Source organism: Burkholderia sp. ZZQ-2 (assembly GCF_050768715.1).
Classification (GTDB): Bacteria; Pseudomonadota; Gammaproteobacteria; order Burkholderiales; family Burkholderiaceae; genus Burkholderia; species Burkholderia cepacia.
The window spans coordinates 1-16,654 of record NZ_LDVA01000312.1 but is presented as its reverse complement, the minus strand read 5'-3'; the positions used below and the strand labels follow the sequence as shown (position 1 = coordinate 16,654).

Sequence of the window (16,654 nt, the reverse complement as noted above, 5' to 3'; positions counted from 1 at the left end):
CGCCCGATCCTGCCGAGCTATGCAAATCTCCGTCCGTGCATTGGCCGGCCGCCTGCCGCGCGGGCCGGCCGGACTGCCGGCTTGCCGCGATCAGGCCGCCTGCGCAGCCGCGCGCGACGGGCCGCGGTTGATGCGCAGCACGATCAGCGCGCCGAAGATGCACAGCCCGCCCGAAATCATCGATGCGATCGTGTAGGTGCCGAGGCTCGCGCGCAGCAGCCCTGCGCCGAGCGCCGCGAACGCCGCGCCGAGCTGGTGGCCGGCGACGATCCAGCCGAACACGACCGGCGCCGCGGCCTTGCCGAACACGTCGGTCGCGAGCCGCACGGTCGGCGGCACGGTCGCGATCCAGTCGAGCCCGTAGAACATCGCGAACAGCGGCAGCCCGAAGAAATCGATCCCGAACGCATGCGGCAGGTAGATCAGCGACAGCCCGCGCAGCCCGTAGTACCAGAACAGCAGCACGCGATTGTCGTAGCGGTCGGACAGCCAGCCCGACAGCGTCGTGCCGAACAGGTCGAACACGCCCATCGCCGCGAGCAGCGATGCGCCCTGCACTTCCGTCATCCCGTAGTCGCTGCACATCGCGATCAGGTGCGTGCCGACGTAACCGTTGGTGCTCGCGCCGCAAATGAAGAAGCTGAAGAACAGCAGCCAGAAATCGCGCGAGCGGCTCGCCGTCAGCAGCGTACGGAACGCGACCGCGAGCGGGTTCTCCTTGGTCGCATCGGGCGCGGGCGGCGCATCGGCCGGCTCGCCGTAAGGGCGCAGCTGCACGTCGGCCGGCCGCTCGGGCAACAGGAACGCAACGAGCGGAATCACGATCGCGGCCGCCACCGCGACGACCAGCACGACCGGCCGCCAGCCGTGGCGCTGCGCGATCGCCGCGAGCATCGGCAGGAACACGAGCTGGCCGGTGGCCGTGCTCGCGGTCAGGATCCCCATCACGAGGCCGCGCCGCGCATGGAACCAGCGCGTGACGAAGGTCGCGGACAGCGTCAACGCGACGACACCCGTCGAGCAGCCGACCATCAGGCCCCAGATCACCACCATCTGCCAGCTCTGCGTCATCATCGACGACAGCGCGACGCCCGCGCTCATCGTCACGAGCGCGGTGAGGATGGTCGGGCGCAGCCCGAAGCGCTGCATCGCGGCGGCCGCGAACGGGCCGGTCAGGCCATACAGCGCGATGTTCACCGAGATCGCCAGCGAAATCGCCGCGCGGCTCCAGCCGAGCTCGCGCTCGAGCGGCACCATCAGCACGCTCGGCGTCGCGCGCGTGCCGGCGGCCGCCAGCAGGATCAGGAATACCACCGCCGCCGCGAGCCATCCGTAGTGGAAGCGCCCGCCGATTCGTGTCACCGCCCAGTTCATCTTCGCGTTCTCCAGTTGGCGGCGCCGGCGCCTCCGCGCCCGCTCCGCCCCACCCAGCCAGGCCACCTCCGCCGCACGCTGCATCGGCTGACCCGGGCCGACGCTTGGCATTTGTCTGTCGATCCGGTCGGCATTGTTACCGACCGGTCACAAGTGTGTTGCGATCGTAGTGACCAATCGGTAACATGTCAAGCAATCCAATATGCAGTCGAGGGTCATCATGTCGGGCATCGAGATCGCCAAACCGCCGGCGCGTCGTACGCGCCGGCCGATCGACGGCGCCACCGCGCAGGAGCACCTGCTGCGCGCCGCCGAGGAGCTGTTTTACAGGGAAGGCGTTCGGACGGTGGGCGTCGAGGCGGTCGTGGAACGCGCGGGCGTCAACAAGATGAGCCTGTATCGGCAGTTCTCGTCGAAGGACGACCTGATCCTCGCGTATCTGGAGCGGATGGATGCGTGTTTCTTCGAGCGTCTCGACACAAGCACCGCGAAGCATCCGGGCCAGCCGAAGGCGCAACTGATCCAGTATTTCGTCGACCTGGCCGAGCGCGCGACGCAGAAGGACTATCGCGGCTGCCCGTTCGTCAACGTCGCGGCGGAGTTTCCGGATGCATCGCACCCGGCGCGCGAGCGCGTCGCGCAGAACAAGGAACAGTTGATGAAGCGGCTCGTCGCGCTTTGCGAAGGCGCCGGCGCGCGGCAACCGCAAGCGCTCGCCGATGCGCTCGCGCTGGTGGTCGAGGGTATCTACGCGGCGAGCCAGACCTATCGGCACGGCGAAACGCCGATCGGCACCGCGCCCGCGCTCGTCACGCAATTGATCGAAGCCGCGTGCGCGTGACGGGCCGCGCGCGTCCGCACCCTGCGCGCCCGCTACAATGCGGCCCTCGCCGCCCTTCCGCCCGACTGGTTTCACGATGACCGACATCCGCCCCGAATCGCACGACGACATCCTCGCCGCCACGCGGCACTGGCTCGCGCGCGCGGTGATCGGGCTCAATCTGTGCCCGTTCGCGAAAAGCGTCTATGTGAAGGAACAGGTGCGCTACGCGATCAGCGAAGCCACGACGCTCGAAGACGCGCTCGCCGAACTCGAAACGGAACTGCGCGCGCTCGACGCGGCCGACCCGCAGCAGGTCGACACGACGCTCTTGATCTTCCCGCATGCGTTCGCCGATTTCGTCGACTACAACGATGCGCTGTTCTTTGCCGACCGCCTGGTGCGGCAACTGCGGCTCGACGGCGTGCTGCAGATCGCGAGCTTCCATCCGCACTACCGGTTCGAAGGCAGCGAGCCCGACGACATCGAGAACTACACGAACCGCGCGCCGTATCCGATCCTGCACCTGCTGCGCGAGGACAGCATCGCGCGCGCGGTCGACGCGTTCCCGGACGCGTCCGCGATCTACGAAAGGAATCAGGAAACACTGCGCCGCCTCGGCCACGACGGCTGGCGCGAATGGATGCGCCGGCCGGGCGACGACGTCTGACGCGGCGTGCAACGTGCGGCGTGCAACGTGCGCCGCGTGGCGCGCCGGCCGCCCGCGCGTCAGCCTTCGGCCGGCTCCGCGACCTCGCCGCCCGCCGCCGCGGCTTCCGGCACGAAGAAACGTGCGTTCAGCTCGGCAAGCCCGAACATCCCCAGGATCTCGTTCAGCCGCTCGCCGGGCCGCCGACGCGGCAGGTTCTTGTACTGCGCGATGATCAGCTCGTTCTTCATCGAATGCTCCCAGCCGACCAGCTCGGTCACGCTGACCTGGTAGCCGTGCGCTTCGAGCTGCAGGCAGCGCAGCACGTTGGTGATCTGGCTGCCGAATTCGCGCGTATGCAGCGGATGCCGCCACACTTCCGTCAGCGCGTTCGCGAGCGATTTGCCCTTGTTCTTGCGCAGCACGCCCGCGACTTCCGCCTGGCAGCACGGTACGAGCACGATGTGCTGCGCGCGCTTCGCGAGCGCGAAGCGGATCGCGTCGTCGGTCGCCGTGTCGCACGCATGCAGCGCGGTGACGACGTCGACCGTTTCGGGCAGCTTCGGCGACGTGATCGAATCGGCGACCGACAGGTTCAGGAACGACATGCCGCCGAACCCGAGCCGCGCGGCGAGCTCGGCCGAACGCGTGACCAGCTCCTCGCGGGTCTCGATCCCGTACACGTGCGACGCAAATGCCGCCGTGCCGTGCCCCGGCTGCTGCTTGAAGAACAGGTCGTACAGGATGAAGCCGAGATACGACTTGCCGGCGCCGTGATCGACGAGCGTCACGCTGCCACGGTCGGCCTGCACGCCGGCAAGCAGCGGCTCGATGAACTGGAACAGGTGATAGACCTGTTTCAGCTTGCGGCGGCTGTCCTGGTTCAGCTTCCCGTCGCGGGTGAGGATGTGCAGTTCCTTCAGCAGCTCGACGGACTGCTCCGGGCGGATTTCGTGGGTCTTGTTCGACATCGTGAAGCGGCGCCGGGCCACGGTCGGCAGACCACGGCCCGGCGGCGGGAATTCGTGAGGAATGGCGATAGTTTACCGAAAATGCGCGGTCAGGCTCGTGCGCCGAGCCGCCAGAGCGACGTGACCTCGGCGCGGCGTGCCGCGTGCAGCGGATCGTCGGCGTCGGCTGACTTCGGGTGTGCCGGGCGGATGTCTTCGCGGCCGAGCACGACGAGGCCGGCTTCGTCGATCCACTGCAGCAGGGTGTCGCGCGGCCGCAGGCCGAGATGCTCGGCGAAATCGGACAGGATCAGCCAGCCTGCGCCGCCTGGCTCGAGATGGTCGGCGAGCCCCGCGAGGAAACCGCGCAGCATGCGGCTGTCGGGATCGTAGACCGCGTATTCGATCGGTGCGCTCGGACGGGCCGGCACCCACGGCGGGTTGCAGACGACGAGTGGCGCGCGGCCGGCCGGAAACAGATCCGCCTCGACGACCTCGACGCGGCCCGCGTGGCCCAGCCGCTCGACGTTCTCGCGCGCACAGGCGAGCGCCCGCGGATCCTGATCGGTCGCGACGATGCGCTCGACGCCGCGCGACGCCAGCACGGCCGCGAGCACGCCGGTGCCCGTGCCGATGTCGAACGCGAGCGACGTCGCGGGCAGCGGCGCGCGCGCGACGAGTTCGACGTATTCGCCGCGCACCGGCGAGAACACGCCGTAGTGCGGATGGATCGGCGCGCCGCCCAGCGCCGGGATCGGCACACCCTTCTTGCGCCATTCATGCGCGCCGACGAGGCCGAGCAGCTCGCGCAGCGACACGACCGACGGTGCGCCGCCCGGGCCGTACGCTTCCTCGCACGCGGCGCGCACGTCGGGCGCGCGGCGCAGCGGGATCGTGTAGTCGGCATCGAGCGGGATCAGCAGCATCCCGAGCGTGCGGGCGCGCTGCGACTGCGCGAGACGATGCAGGTTGAATGCGTCGACGCCCACCGCGGCCTTCGCCTTCTTCGGCTTGCGTTCGACACGGCGCGCCATCGCCTGCACGAGCTGGCGCGCATTCTGGAAGTCGCCCTGCCAGACGAGCGCGGTGCCCTCGCAGGCCAGACGGTAGGCCGCGTCGGCGGTGAGACGGTCGTCGGCGGGCACCGCGCGCTTCGGCGGCTGCACGCCGGCTTCGGAGCGCCAGCGCACGGCATGTTCGGCGCCGTCGGCGTCGGTCCAGTGGAAAACGGGGAAATCGGTCACGCGAGCTCGGCTACGGTTGGCTTCAGACAGGCGGCGCTACAGACGCGCCGCGCGGACCACACCATACCGCGCTTTGCCCGCGCGGCAAAGCGCGGGCGACCGCCCCGACCGCCACCCGCGCGATGCTCGCGGCGTGCTGGCGCTGACGGGCCGGTCAGCTCTGGTCGTCGAGCGCGGCGTCCGGCGCGTTCTGCTTCACCGACGCGATGCCGTTCTCGCGGCTCGCTTCGGCCTTGTACAGTTCGCTCGTGCCGATGATCTCGTGATTGCCGGCCTTCAGGTTGAACATGAACTGGCCGTTGCTCGCGGTCTTGCGCTCGTAGCGCGCGTCGTCCGGCGCGTTCTTGCGCACCGACGCGACGCCGTTTTCCGCCGACGCCTTGGTCTTGTACAGCTCGCTACGCAGAATGATCTCGCCGTTGGCGGCCTTCAGGTGGAACAGGAACTGCCCGTCGCTCGCTTTCTTGATGACGAATTTCGCTGCCATGGTGCCCTCTCGAAAAAGTCGCCCGGCCCTCCGGACTGAGGCAGTCTAAACGCGATTGACGCGCAAGACGTAAGGCACGTGAAGCTCGATCGTCAGGAATCGTCAGACGGCGCCGCGATCGCGACGCTTCGTCCGGCCCGGCATCCGGCATCCGGCATCGCGCCGGCATCGTCTACCCGCCCCACCCCGGCATCGCCGGCATGCGCAACGTGCCCGCATCGCTGAAGCGCACGGTGCCGAGCACGCCGCCCGCGAGCCGGCCGCGCAGCGCATACGGCAACTCGCCGCTGGCAGCCGCGCCGGGCAGGTTCCACGCCTGCCGCGCGGCGGCGAACGCCGACACGGAAACCGGCACGTCGAGCACAGCCTCGCCGAAGCGCGGCACGACGCCCGAGCGGTCGCTCACGCCGCTCGCGAACGGCGTGCCGTTCAGGTCGAGCGCCACCGAGATGCCGTCGTATTCGATCGGCGTGTCGTTCGGGTTCTGCACGCGCAGCTTCAGGTTGAAACGCATCTCGAGGCCCTGCCCGACGAGCGGCTCGAGCCCGGCGACCGACACGCGCACGGAATCGCGCGTGAGCCCCGCGCAGCCGCCGAGCAGGAGCACGGCGGCGAACAGCAGCAGCACGGCGCGCAGCGGCGCGATTCGGAACAGGGTTCGTGGCATGGGGGCCTCCTCGCGGCAATCGGTGAGCGGATCGTCGCTGCATTGTACCGAGCACGCCCCGCACACCGGGTTTCGTAGTTTTCGCGGCCACGCCGGATCGTTAATAGATTAAAACTACGAAAATACCAGCTAAACGGAAAGCGCATTAATGCTTTCCGGCATTCAATGAAGCGCGGTGAATTCAATAGATGCAATTTCTAAATTTTTCGTTTCCTTTACCTAAAACCATCAAGTATATTTACGCATCCTTCGAGCAAGCCGACAAAGCTTGAAGCCGCATGACGGCGATTTTACGGAACGGCGACACGCCTTCCTGCCATCCTGCGGCCCGGCCCGGCCAGCCCCGTAGGTCGTTGGTTCAATGGAATCGCGCGCCCGCGCAGGGCGCGCGGCTCCGTGTCGTGCGCGCGAAATCAACTCAGTACAACACGCGCCCGGCCATTTTGAACCGGCAAGTTAACCGACATCCGGAAATCCAGAGGGGGCAGTAAACCATGATTACCTTCACGTAGTCGGCCGCCGTCTTTTCGAATAATCCGTCATTGGCATTTTCATCGCTGTTGATTAACGGCGAGGGGATTGTTTTTGCCGGCGTTTTCGCAGCACTGAACGATTCTTTCAACAATCGAGGTTTCAGTCATGTCGATCGATATTCGCAAGATGCGTTATCTGCCGCTCGTCGCCGCGCTCGCACTCGCCGGGTGCGGCGGTGACGACGGCGGTGCAGGCTCCGCTTCCGCGCTCAGCTCCGCCGGCGCGCCGCACTCGGGCTCGTCGCCCACCGTCAACGCGCCGCCGAGCGCATCCAACGTCGACAAGAGCGTGTCGCCTGTCGAGTTGCCGGACACCGTGGTGCCCGTGAACTACCGGCTGTGGTTCCGCCCGAACGACGCGCTGAACGCGTTCGACGGCCGCGCCGACGTCGAGATCAAGGTGCTGAAGCCGGTCAACAACATCGTGATCGCCGGCCACCGGATCAAGTTCACGAACGGCCGCATCACGCTGCAGCCGGGCAACATCCAGCTGATCGCGACGCCGCAGGACAAGGGCGACTTCTACCAGCTGCGCCCCGTGAGCGGCACGATCTCGCCGGGCAACTATTCGCTGCACATGGAATGGTCGGGCATCATCAACTTCAAGTCGTATGACGATCCGGGCACGAAGACGGGCGGCAGCTGCGGCGACGATCCGTATCCGGGCTGCTCGGCCGCGGAAGGCGTGTTCCGCGTCGACCTGAAGGGCACCGACGGCAAGACGAGCGGCGCGATCCTCACGCAGGGCGAAACCAACCTGTCGCGTCAGTGGTTCCCCGGCTGGGACGAGCCGGCGTTCCGCCCGACCTACGAAGTGACGGCCGAAGTGCCGTCGAACTGGCGCGTCGTGTCGAACGCGGCCGAGAAGCCGTCGACCAACGTCGGCGGCGGCTACAAGCTCGTGCAGTTCGAGAAGACCCCGCCGATGCCGTCGTACCTGCTGTTCTTCGGCGGCGGCCAGTTCGACACCTATGAAGACGACTTCACGAGCCCGCTGCCGGGCGGCAAGGGCGGCCTGCACCTGCGCGTGTTCACGCCGCCGGGCATGAGCGACTGGGCGAAGCCGGCGATGGACCGCACCAAGCAGGCGCTCGACTTCTACTACCGCTACACGGGCATTGCGCTGCCGCTCACGAAGTTCGACACGGTGGCCGCGAACGATGCGTTCAAGGAGCAGAAGGACCTGAACTTCGGCGGGATGGAGAACTGGGGGTCGATCCTCGAGTTCGCCGACGACATCCTGCCGCAGCCGGGCCAGCCGATGTCGCACTACGGCAACGAGGTGCTGACGCACGAAGTCGCGCACCAGTGGTTCGGCGATCTCGTCACGACCGACTGGTGGGACAACGTGTGGCTCAACGAATCGTTCGCGACGTTCTTCGAGACGAAGACGACGATCCAGTTCTTCCCCGACGAGTTCAGCTGGCTCGACCAGGTGAAGAACAAGTACCGCGTGATCAATCGTGACATCGGCCCGAACGCCTTCCCGGTCGCGCCGAACTTCAACGGCTGGGCCTCGAACGACTTCGTGCTGAGCGCCAGCGCGTTCACGTACGACAAGGGCGGCCACGTGCTGAAGACGCTCGAGAACTATCTCGGCGAACAGACGCTGCGCAAGGGTTTGCAGCAGTACCTCGTCGACTACTCGTTCGGCAACGGCACACCGAAGCGCCTGTGGGATGCGCTGTCGAAGGAAAGCGGCCAGGCGATCGGCGCGATCGGCGACAGCTACGTCCGCCAGACCGGCGTGCCGCTGATCTCGCTCGACACGCAATGCGACCTGACGAAGAACCAGACGGTCGTCACGCTGAAACAGCAGCCGTTCCCGAACAAGAACGCGTATCCGGGCCTGCAATGGACGGTGCCGATCACGCTCGCGTACGGCCAGGGTCTCGCGAAACGCACGACGCTCGCGCTGAAGGATACGCAGACGCAAACGCGGATCGACGGCTGCACGGGCGTGGTGGCCGACCCGAGCGGGCTCGACTACTACGTCGTGAACTACAGCGACGCGGCCTGGAGCGGGCTGCTCACGCAGGTCAACGGCTCGACCGATCCGGTGCTGCTCGCGAACCTGAAGAGCGAAGCCGCGCTGCTCGTCGCGAACAACCTCGCGCCGGCATCGCGCTCGACGTCGATCGGCTCGGTCGCATCGCCTGCTGCGATGAAACTGCGCCAGACGCCGACCTTCGGCGGCATCGAACCGGTGACGAAGGAACGCCCGGCACTGCAATACCAGGGCATCTTCAAGCCGCGCAAGGTAGTCACGCAGTAACGGTGCGCGCCCGGCCGGTGCCGCGCAGCCTGCGGCGGCCGGCCGGCGTACCGGCTTCTCCGACCTTTGACGGGCCTCGCGTGCGAGGCCCTTTTTCATGCCCGGCGTGCGTCGGGCCCGACGACACGTCGCCGGCCGTCGCCCGCCGTCGTCGTCACGCCCACGCGGCATCCCACGCCGGCTGCGCGAACCACGTCGCGAGGAACGCGACGAGCCGCGACGCGCGTGCGGTGCCGCGCGCCGGCTGGCGCAACACGTGGATCGTCGCCGGCTCGGGCGCCGCCGCGAACTGCGGCAGCACCGCGCGCAAACGGCCATCGCGCAGCGCGTCCCCCGCGAGCCAGGTCGGCAGGTGCGCGAGACCGAGCCCGTCGATCGCGGCTTCGAGCAACGCTTCCGAATGATTGCTGCGAAACCGCGGCTGCGCCGGCGCGTGGCGGCGCTCGCCGAAGCGCCACGCGCCCGGCGGCGGCACCCCGTGCCAGGCGAGGCAGTCGTGCCCGGCGAGCGCGTCGGGCGTATCCGGCTCGCCGCGCCGCGCCAGATACGCCGCGCTCGCGCACAGCACGCGCCGCTGAGGCGCCAGCACGGTTGCGACGAGGCGCGTGTCCTCGAGCGGGCCGATGCGCACCGCGAGATCGACGTCGGAGCCGAGCCGCGCGCCCTGCAGATCGACCATGCTGTCGGTCAGCACGAGGTCGACCTGCAGCGCCGGATGACGCTGCATGAACGCGGCCAGCGCGGCCACCAGATGCCGCCGGCCGAACGGCGCCGGACAGTCGACGCGCAGCAGCCCGCTCGGCTCGTCGTGCTGGCTGTGCAGGTCTTCCTGCAGGCCGCGCAGCTCGGCCAGCATCCGCGTCGCGCGCCCGTACAGCAACTGCCCGGCCTCGGTGGGCCGCAGCGCATGCGTGGTGCGATGCAGGAGGCGGATGCCGAGCTGTGTCTCGAGGCGGTCGATGCGCCGCGTGACCGACGACGCGGCGACACCCAGCCGGCGGGCGGCCGCCGAGAAGCTCTGCTGGTCGACCACGTCGACGAACAGCGCCAGGTGCGGGGAAAGGAAATCGTCCATTCGGTGCCTTCGGATTTGGCTATGCGTTCATCGCAAAACAATCATCCGCCTTTGCGGGTTTCCGCGTCAAACCGGGCCGACTAGACTGCGATCATCCATTTCACTCGCTGCACGCCCCGCCCCACCGGGCCGCGCGGCAGCCAACCGCCACGGAGATCACCATGCGCAGCATCCGCTTCGACGCCCCCGCCGCCGACATCGAGTCGCTCGACGCGCGGGTCAGGGAAATCGACACGCCCGTACCGGCCGACGGCCAGATGCTGATCGAGGTGCACGCGGCCGGCGTGAACCCGAGCGACGTGAAGGCCGCGCTCGGCCGCATGCCGCACGCGGTGTGGCCGCGCACGCCCGGGCGCGACTGGGCCGGCATCGTGCGCAGCGGCCCGGAAGGCTGGATCGGCGCGCCGGTGTGGGGCTCGGGCGGCGATCTCGGCGTCGGGCGCGACGGCTCTCATGCGCAATGGCTCGTGCTCGACGCGGCACTGGTGCGCCGCAAGCCCGCCGTGCTGACGCTCGACGAAGCGGCCGGCGTCGGCGTGCCGTTCGTCACCGCCTACGAAGGCTTGCGCCGCGCCGGCATGCCGACGGCCGGCGACGTCGTGCTCGTGTTCGGCGCGAACGGCAAGGTCGGCCAGGCAGCGATCCAGCTCGCGACCGCGCACGGCGCAACCGTGATCGGCGTCGAGCGCAGCGCGGGCGGCTATCGCGGCCATGCATCGGGCGACGTGCACATGATCGACGCGTCGAAAGAGCCGGTGGCCGACGCGGTGCGCGCGGCGACCGGCGGCCGCGGCGCGAACATCGTCTACAACACGGTCGGCAGCCCGTACTTCGAAGCGGCGAACGCGTCGATGGCGATCGGTGCACGGCAGATCTTCATCTCGACGATCGAGCGCAGCGTGCCGTTCGACATCTTCGCGTTCTATCGCGGCCAGCACACGTTCGTGGGCATCGATTCGCTGCAGCTCGGCGGCGCCGCGGTCGCGCAGATCCTCGACACGCTCGCGCCCGGCTTCGGCAACGGCACCCTGCGCCCGTTCCCGATCGGCGACGACTACGTCTATCCGCTCGAGCGCGCGCACGATGCGTATCGCGCGGTGCTGGCCGGTGCGCGCGAGCGCGTCATCCTCAAACCCTGACGCCGGATCACACGGGAGACCGCCATGACGGATTACGTGACTTCGCTCGCGGTGGGCCTCGGCGTCGGCGTGTTGTATGCGCTGCTGCACGTGCGCTCGCCGGCCCCGCCGCTTGTCGCGCTCGTCGGGCTGCTTGGAATGGTGATCGGCGAACGCGCGATCGCGCTGTTGCGCTGACGGGTCGATGCCGCTAGCGGTCGTCGCGCCGGCGGAATGCCCACCACGCGGCGAGTGCCGTGAAGCCCGCCACGAGCAGCACCATCAGCCAGAAGCCGTGCTTGTTCTCCGAGAACGGCACGCCGCCGACATTCATTCCGAAGAAGCCGGCGACGATGTTGATCGGCAGCGCGATCACGGTCACGAGCGTCAGCGTGAACAGCGTCCGGTTGTTCTGCTCGTCGAGACGCGAACCGATCTCTTCCTGAAGCAGCTTGATCCGCTCGTTGAGCCCGGCCAGGTCGGCGAGCACCAGCGAAAACTCTTCGGTCGACTCGCGCAGCTCCTGCACGTCTTCCACGTGCAGCCAGGCGGGCGGTTTCGCGAGCAGCCGGAAGATCGACCCGGGCTCGGGCGCGAGCATGCGCTGCAGGCGCGTCAGCGTGCGGCGCATCGCGCCGAGCTCGATGCGGCTCGACGTGAGCCGCTGCGACAGGAAGCGGTCCTCGATGCGATCGACGTCGACACTCGTGCGCCGCATGATCTGGATCAGCAGGTCGGCCTGGTCGCGCAGCAGGTGCACGAGCAGTTCCGCCGGCGACCGGAACTGCTCGCCGTCGCGCACGCACGCGCGCAGCGTGTCGACCGAACGCAGCGGCTTGAGCCGCGCGGTGACCATGATGCGCCGCTCGACGTGGACGAACAGCGTCGCGATCTCCGACGGCGTCAGTTCGAGGTTGAACATCACGTCGTTGACGATCGCGCGCAGTGCGCCGTCTTCCTGCTCGATGCGCGTCGAGCGCGACCCTTCGTGAAGGAATTCGAAGAAGCTGTCGGGCAGATCGAGATGCGTGCGCATCCAGCGCTCGCTCGCGCCGTGCGCGAGATTGAAGTGCAGCCAGACGAAATCGTCCGACGCGCCGTCGTGCTCGCGGCACGTGCGCAGCCACGCGGCGGCCGTGTCGGCATCGAGCGTCGCGCCGGATCCGCCCGGATCGAAGCGGAATCCGCACACCATGCCGGACGTATCGGCGCCGTAAGTCTGTACGATCAGGTCCATCGTGTCGAAGGTCGTGCGGCGCGCGGCGCGCCGCGCATCGCGGGTCGCGATGCCCGCGCCGGAAAAGGAAAGGAAACGTATGCCCGACGGGCGTGACACGCCGGTGACAGCGTCACGCCGCATCATACCGGCCGATTCCGCGCCCCAAAAGCAACGCGCCGCCCAACGGGCGGCGCAGGTGCGGCAGGCCGGCAAACGCGAGACGCGTTACTGCCGCGTCTCCGACTGCGCGGCGCTCGGGCACGCGGGATCCTTGCCCCAGTGACCTTCGCAGACGCGCCAGCGGCACAGTTGATCCTCGAAGAAACCGCGCTCCGAACATTCCTTCACACGCGAGGCCAGCGAGCCGGCCGTCGCGGCCGTCTTGGTCGGCACGGCCTGCGCCTTCTGCGCGGCGAGTTTCTTGTCGGCGGGCTTCGTGCGCGCGACGAGCGCCGCGAGCAGATCCGCATCCGGATCGTCCTTCCCGGCCGCCTTCGCACTGCGGGTCGGCGTCGCGTCGCGACGCTTCTTCGCCTGCGCAAGCTCGGCCTGCTGTTCCTTGCGATGCTTGCGGGCCTCGGCCTTTGCGTCGGCCTTTGCGTCGGCCTTTGCATCGGCCTTCGTGTCGGTCTTGCCGTGCGCCGCGACCTTCGCGTTCTTCGCTGCGTCGGCCTTCGCGGTCTTGGTCGCAGCAGCAGCAGCGGCGGCCGCGCCGGCCGTGCCCGATGCATCGTCGGCGCCGTTGGCAAGCGCGCGCGACAGGCGGCTGTTGTCCGCGGCGGACGCGGACGATGCGGAAGCAACGGTTCGGGAAGCTGCGTCGTCGTTGACGATCGTGGCCGGCTGCGCGGCGGATGCCGCATTTTGCGCGACCTGCACGGCAGCGTCGCTGGCCGCTGCGGCCTTCGCCGGTGCGGCGGCCGCGGGTGCGGCCTCGGCCGTGACGGCGGCGGCCTGCTCGCCCGAATGCTGCATGCGCCATGCGCCCCAGCCACCGACGGCAACCACCAGTGCAACGACGGCCGCGATCGGCGCCTTCAGCGAACGGCGCGGCGGTTCGGCCGGCGGCGTGACACGTCCTTCCAGATTCGCGAGAATGCGCGACTGCTGAGCTCCGTCGCCTGCCGGTTTGGTATCGGACAGCAGGCTGGGCGGAGTTTTCGAATTTGAATTTTCCGGCGCACTCATTCAGCGTCTCATTGAATCCTGGTTTAATTCACCGCGATAATATAGCCCGGCCTCTCGAAGCAGCCTGATTCTAAGAGCAAGCATTGCAAAACACAATCAATTCCAATTTCCGGGGATTTCGTTGATTGCCGTCGCACTCGTCGCCTATTTCGCCCTTGCCGTAGCAGTTGCGGCACTGTTGCTTTTACCGGGTATCCGCGCGACCGTTTTCGAATCCGTCGCCCAGTTTCACGGCCGTCTAACACGCCGTGCGAACGATCGCGCCGCGCGTACGCGAAGTCAGATTGTTAAATCGGCAAGCGTTACGCGAGGCGCTTTAAACGATGTGCAAAATTTACTGGTTCGGCGGCGCTTGATGATTATGGTATCGGCAGGTATTCTTGCGACGCCGCCACTGGTCGCCATTGCGTTACGCGGCCGGCAATTGTTCCAGTACGACGACACGGCGCGCGTGCCCGACGAGAAGATCGCCGCCCTGCTGCAGGGCGAACAGCTCGTACCGCCCCCGCCGCTGCCGCCGGAAGTCTTCGCCACCAAGGAAGTCGAACAGGTACGTCCGGCGCTGAAGGATGCAAGCCGCGACTGGAACCTGCTGGATCCGGATTTCCGTACGCGTTTGCTGCTGGTCTACAAGATCATGCACGAACAATATGGATATGAAATGGCGTTGCTGGAAGGTTACCGGAGCCCGGAACGGCAGAACCGGCTGGCGGCAATGGGCGGCAACGTGACCAACGCGGCGGCCTTCCAGAGTTATCACCAATTCGGGCTGGCGGCCGACAACGCATTCCTGCGCGACGGCAAGCTGGTCATTTCCGAGAAAGATCCGTGGGCGATGCGCGGCTACCAGTTGTATGGCCAGGTCGCCGAACAGGTTGGCCTGACCTGGGGGGGCCGCTGGAAAATGATGGATCTCGGGCACGTGGAATACCATAAACCCGGTTTTAAACTGGGACGCGGCAGCTAGCCAGGGCTGCCGGACAGGAAATAATGAGGGCGGCATGGGGCTTTTTAATATCCCGGCAGGAAACGATATGGGCGGCGCAAAAAATCATGCATTCCGGTGCGCGATTTTTTCCGGCCGCCGCTTCCGTTTTAAATCTCACAGCGTCCTTTCGTTAATGCGCGCGCCTTCTCCGATGCCGCGGGCGCATTGATGCCAGCCCCCTTCATCCCGTTTGACAGCATGGCGACACATCGCGGCGCCACCCTTGCCGCTCGACGCGCCTGCGTCGCCTCACCGAATCGCACCGGAACCTGAACGTCCTATGCAACGCATCCTCAACGTGCTGACTCATCCGCGTACGCTCTCGATCGTCGGGATCGTCGCGCTAGCGGCCATCCTCTTCATCGTCGCCGACATGCTCCAGCTGCCGCTCCTGTGGGCGGCGATCGCGTTCGCGGCGATCCTCGCGCTGTGGCTCGTCGTCGCGCTGTGGCGCCGCTGGCGCGTGAAGCGCGCGAACCAGCAGCTCGGCCAGGTGCTGGAGGAGCAGGCGGAAACCGGCAAGATCGCCGCGCCCGCCGCCGCCGCCCTCGCCCCCGACGCGAAGACGGCCGACCTCGACGTGCTGCGCACGCGCCTGTCGGACGCAGTGAAGACGATCAAGACGTCGAAGATCGGCCAGGTGTCGGGCGGCTCCGCGCTGTACGAACTGCCGTGGTACATCGTCATCGGCAACCCGGCCGCGGGCAAGAGCAGCGCCGTGCTCAATTCCGGCCTGCAGTTCCCGTTCGCGGACAAGAACAGCGCCGTGATCCACGGCATCGGCGGCACGCGTAACTGCGACTGGTTCTTCACGACCGAAGGGATCCTGCTCGACACGGCCGGCCGTTATTCGGTGCACGAGGAAGATCGCAGCGAATGGCTCGGCTTCCTCGGCCTGCTCAAGCGCTATCGCCCGAAGGCGCCGATCAACGGCATCATCGTCACCGCGAGCATCGCCGAACTCACCGGCAACCGACCCGAATTCGCGATCAACCTCGCGAAAAACCTCCGCCAGCGCGTTCAGGAGCTGACGGAGAAGCTCGAGGTGTTCGCGCCGGTCTACGTGATGTTCACGAAGGCCGACCTGATCACCGGCTTCACCGAATTCTTCAGCAGCAGCGACAAGCACGAGTACGACCGCGTGTGGGGCGCCACCCTGCCCTACGAACCCGACGACAAGCGCGACGTGGTCGCGCAGTTCGACACGCACTTCGAGGAACTGTACGAAGGGCTGAAGGAAATCAGCGTCGCGCAGCTGTCGCTGTCGCGCGGCAACCAGCTGTCGCCGGGCCAGCTGAGCTTCCCGCTCGAATTCTCGACGATCAAGCCGTCGCTGCGCGCGTTCCTCGCGACGCTGTTCGAGAACAACCCGTTCCAGTACAAGCCGATCTTCCGCGGCTTCTACTTCACCAGCGCATTGCAGGAAGGCGAAACCAACAGCGCGGCCGCGCAGCGCATCGCGCAGCGCTTCGGCCTCGACGGCAGCGCGCTGCCGAAGCCGCACAGCGCGTTCTCGAAGAACGGCTTCTTCCTGCGCGACCTGTTCTCGAAGGTGATCTTCGCGGACCGCCAGACGGTGCGGCAGTTCGCGAGCCCGACCAAGACCCGGTTGCGCTACGCGACCTTCTTCGGTTTCGTCGCGGCGCTCGCGCTCGCGCTGGGCGGCTGGACCTGGTCGACGATAGGCAACCAGCAGCTCGTCGCGAACGTGCAGGCCGACCTCGACAACGTCACGCGCCTGCAGCAGGGCCGCAACGACCTGCAGTCGCGCCTGCAGGCGATGGACATCCTCGAAGACCGGATCGAGCAGCTCGAGCAGTTCCGCCGCGACAAGCCGGTCTCGGTGTCGCTCGGCCTGTACCAGGGCGACCGTCTCGAGCAGCACCTGCTGACCGAGTATTACAACGGCGTGCGCCAGATCCTGCTGGCCCCCGTGTCGCAGAATCTCGCGTCGTTCATGAAGGACGTGAACGCGCACCCCGAGCAGCTCGTGCCGATGACGCGCCCGCCCGAATCGGGCGCCGTGCAGGGTGGCGCGATTCCGGTCTCGACGAACGCGGCAGGCGC

The 16,654-nt window shown here is 67.5% G+C and carries 14 protein-coding genes and 1 pseudogene; 7 read left to right on the top strand and 8 right to left on the bottom strand.

Features of this window, described 5'->3' with window-relative positions:
- Positions 1-90 precede the first annotated feature (90 nt).
- Positions 91-1,374 carry an MFS transporter gene (locus ABY44_RS28090; protein ID WP_027788497.1) on the bottom strand — a complete coding sequence of 428 codons (1,284 nt, stop codon included), beginning with the start codon at positions 1,372-1,374 and terminating at the stop codon, positions 91-93.
- A 220-nt stretch (positions 1,375-1,594) separates the two neighbouring features.
- Here ABY44_RS28090 and ABY44_RS28085 point away from each other — a divergent pair, with 220 nt between their 5' ends.
- Both ABY44_RS28085 and ABY44_RS28080 read left to right on the top strand, forming a co-directional pair.
- Positions 1,595-2,215: a TetR/AcrR family transcriptional regulator gene (locus tag ABY44_RS28085; protein ID WP_027788498.1), complete on the top strand. Its 621-nt coding sequence runs from the start codon at positions 1,595-1,597 to the stop codon at positions 2,213-2,215.
- 76 nt (positions 2,216-2,291) lie between these two features.
- The gene (locus ABY44_RS28080; protein ID WP_060173919.1) at positions 2,292-2,864 is read left to right on the top strand and encodes a DUF1415 domain-containing protein; all 573 of its coding nucleotides are present in this window, start codon (positions 2,292-2,294) and stop codon (positions 2,862-2,864) included.
- A 59-nt stretch (positions 2,865-2,923) separates the two neighbouring features.
- Here the strand turns inward: ABY44_RS28080 and ABY44_RS28075 are convergent, their stop codons facing one another.
- The 4 genes from ABY44_RS28075 to ABY44_RS28060 form a co-directional block, all read right to left on the bottom strand.
- On the bottom strand, positions 2,924-3,814 hold the full coding sequence (locus ABY44_RS28075; protein ID WP_021161799.1) for a class I SAM-dependent methyltransferase: 891 nt from the start codon (positions 3,812-3,814) through the stop codon (positions 2,924-2,926).
- Positions 3,815-3,903: 89 nt separating this feature from the next.
- A complete protein-coding gene (locus ABY44_RS28070) occupies positions 3,904-5,037 on the bottom strand; it encodes a methyltransferase (protein ID WP_060173918.1) in 1,134 nt (377 codons plus the stop codon).
- A 154-nt stretch (positions 5,038-5,191) separates the two neighbouring features.
- Positions 5,192-5,524: a YegP family protein gene (locus ABY44_RS28065; RefSeq protein ID WP_027788501.1), complete on the bottom strand. Its 333-nt coding sequence runs from the start codon at positions 5,522-5,524 to the stop codon at positions 5,192-5,194.
- 172 nt (positions 5,525-5,696) lie between these two features.
- Positions 5,697-6,191: an LEA type 2 family protein gene (locus tag ABY44_RS28060; protein ID WP_060173917.1), complete on the bottom strand. Its 495-nt coding sequence runs from the start codon at positions 6,189-6,191 to the stop codon at positions 5,697-5,699.
- A 639-nt stretch (positions 6,192-6,830) separates the two neighbouring features.
- Between ABY44_RS28060 and ABY44_RS28055 the strand changes: the two genes are divergently transcribed.
- Positions 6,831-8,999, top strand: a complete 2,169-nt coding sequence (locus ABY44_RS28055; RefSeq protein WP_021161803.1) for a M1 family metallopeptidase — start codon at positions 6,831-6,833, stop codon at positions 8,997-8,999.
- Positions 9,000-9,153: 154 nt separating this feature from the next.
- On the opposite strand, the gene ABY44_RS28050 is transcribed toward ABY44_RS28055, so the two are convergent.
- Positions 9,154-10,074 (bottom strand): LysR family transcriptional regulator, encoded by a 921-nt coding sequence (locus ABY44_RS28050; RefSeq protein WP_021161804.1) that lies wholly within the window; start codon positions 10,072-10,074, stop codon positions 9,154-9,156.
- 161 nt (positions 10,075-10,235) lie between these two features.
- On the opposite strand from ABY44_RS28050, the gene ABY44_RS28045 reads away from it, so the two are divergent.
- Together ABY44_RS28045 and ABY44_RS28040 are read left to right on the top strand one after the other, a co-directional pair.
- On the top strand, positions 10,236-11,213 hold the full coding sequence (locus ABY44_RS28045; protein ID WP_060173916.1) for a quinone oxidoreductase family protein: 978 nt from the start codon (positions 10,236-10,238) through the stop codon (positions 11,211-11,213).
- A 24-nt stretch (positions 11,214-11,237) separates the two neighbouring features.
- A pseudogene (locus ABY44_RS28040) lies at positions 11,238-11,387 on the top strand (DUF1427 family protein); the annotation flags it as partial.
- Between the two features lie 16 nt (positions 11,388-11,403).
- Here ABY44_RS28040 and ABY44_RS28035 read toward each other — a convergent pair.
- Both ABY44_RS28035 and ABY44_RS28030 read right to left on the bottom strand, forming a co-directional pair.
- Entirely contained in the window at positions 11,404-12,429 is a 1,026-nt protein-coding gene (locus ABY44_RS28035; protein ID WP_059498654.1) for a transporter, read from the bottom strand.
- A 207-nt stretch (positions 12,430-12,636) separates the two neighbouring features.
- A complete protein-coding gene (locus tag ABY44_RS28030; RefSeq protein WP_431642808.1) occupies positions 12,637-13,599 on the bottom strand; it encodes a phage tail protein in 963 nt (320 codons plus the stop codon).
- Between the two features lie 121 nt (positions 13,600-13,720).
- Here ABY44_RS28030 and ABY44_RS28025 point away from each other — a divergent pair, with 121 nt between their 5' ends.
- On the top strand, positions 13,721-14,566 hold the full coding sequence (locus tag ABY44_RS28025) for a M15 family metallopeptidase (protein ID WP_021161809.1): 846 nt from the start codon (positions 13,721-13,723) through the stop codon (positions 14,564-14,566).
- Between the two features lie 301 nt (positions 14,567-14,867).
- A partial coding sequence (tssM, locus tag ABY44_RS28020; protein ID WP_431642805.1) for a type VI secretion system membrane subunit TssM occupies positions 14,868-16,654 on the top strand: 1,787 nt, incomplete at its 3' end.

What these genes read in the sequence shown, in the direction of transcription:
- ABY44_RS28090 (WP_027788497.1), bottom strand. Translation starts at nt 1,374, where the DNA reads ATGAACTGGGCGGTGACACGAATCGGCGGGCGCTTCCACTACGGATGG.
- ABY44_RS28085 (WP_027788498.1), top strand. Translation starts at nt 1,595, where the DNA reads ATGTCGGGCATCGAGATCGCCAAACCGCCGGCGCGTCGTACGCGCCGG.
- ABY44_RS28080 (WP_060173919.1), top strand. Translation starts at nt 2,292, where the DNA reads ATGACCGACATCCGCCCCGAATCGCACGACGACATCCTCGCCGCCACG.
- ABY44_RS28075 (WP_021161799.1), bottom strand. Translation starts at nt 3,814, where the DNA reads ATGTCGAACAAGACCCACGAAATCCGCCCGGAGCAGTCCGTCGAGCTG.
- ABY44_RS28065 (WP_027788501.1), bottom strand. Translation starts at nt 5,524, where the DNA reads ATGGCAGCGAAATTCGTCATCAAGAAAGCGAGCGACGGGCAGTTCCTG.
- ABY44_RS28060 (WP_060173917.1), bottom strand. Translation starts at nt 6,191, where the DNA reads ATGCCACGAACCCTGTTCCGAATCGCGCCGCTGCGCGCCGTGCTGCTG.
- ABY44_RS28055 (WP_021161803.1), top strand. Translation starts at nt 6,831, where the DNA reads ATGTCGATCGATATTCGCAAGATGCGTTATCTGCCGCTCGTCGCCGCG.
- ABY44_RS28050 (WP_021161804.1), bottom strand. Translation starts at nt 10,074, where the DNA reads ATGGACGATTTCCTTTCCCCGCACCTGGCGCTGTTCGTCGACGTGGTC.
- ABY44_RS28045 (WP_060173916.1), top strand. Translation starts at nt 10,236, where the DNA reads ATGCGCAGCATCCGCTTCGACGCCCCCGCCGCCGACATCGAGTCGCTC.
- ABY44_RS28035 (WP_059498654.1), bottom strand. Translation starts at nt 12,429, where the DNA reads ATGGACCTGATCGTACAGACTTACGGCGCCGATACGTCCGGCATGGTG.
- ABY44_RS28030 (WP_431642808.1), bottom strand. Translation starts at nt 13,599, where the DNA reads ATGAGTGCGCCGGAAAATTCAAATTCGAAAACTCCGCCCAGCCTGCTG.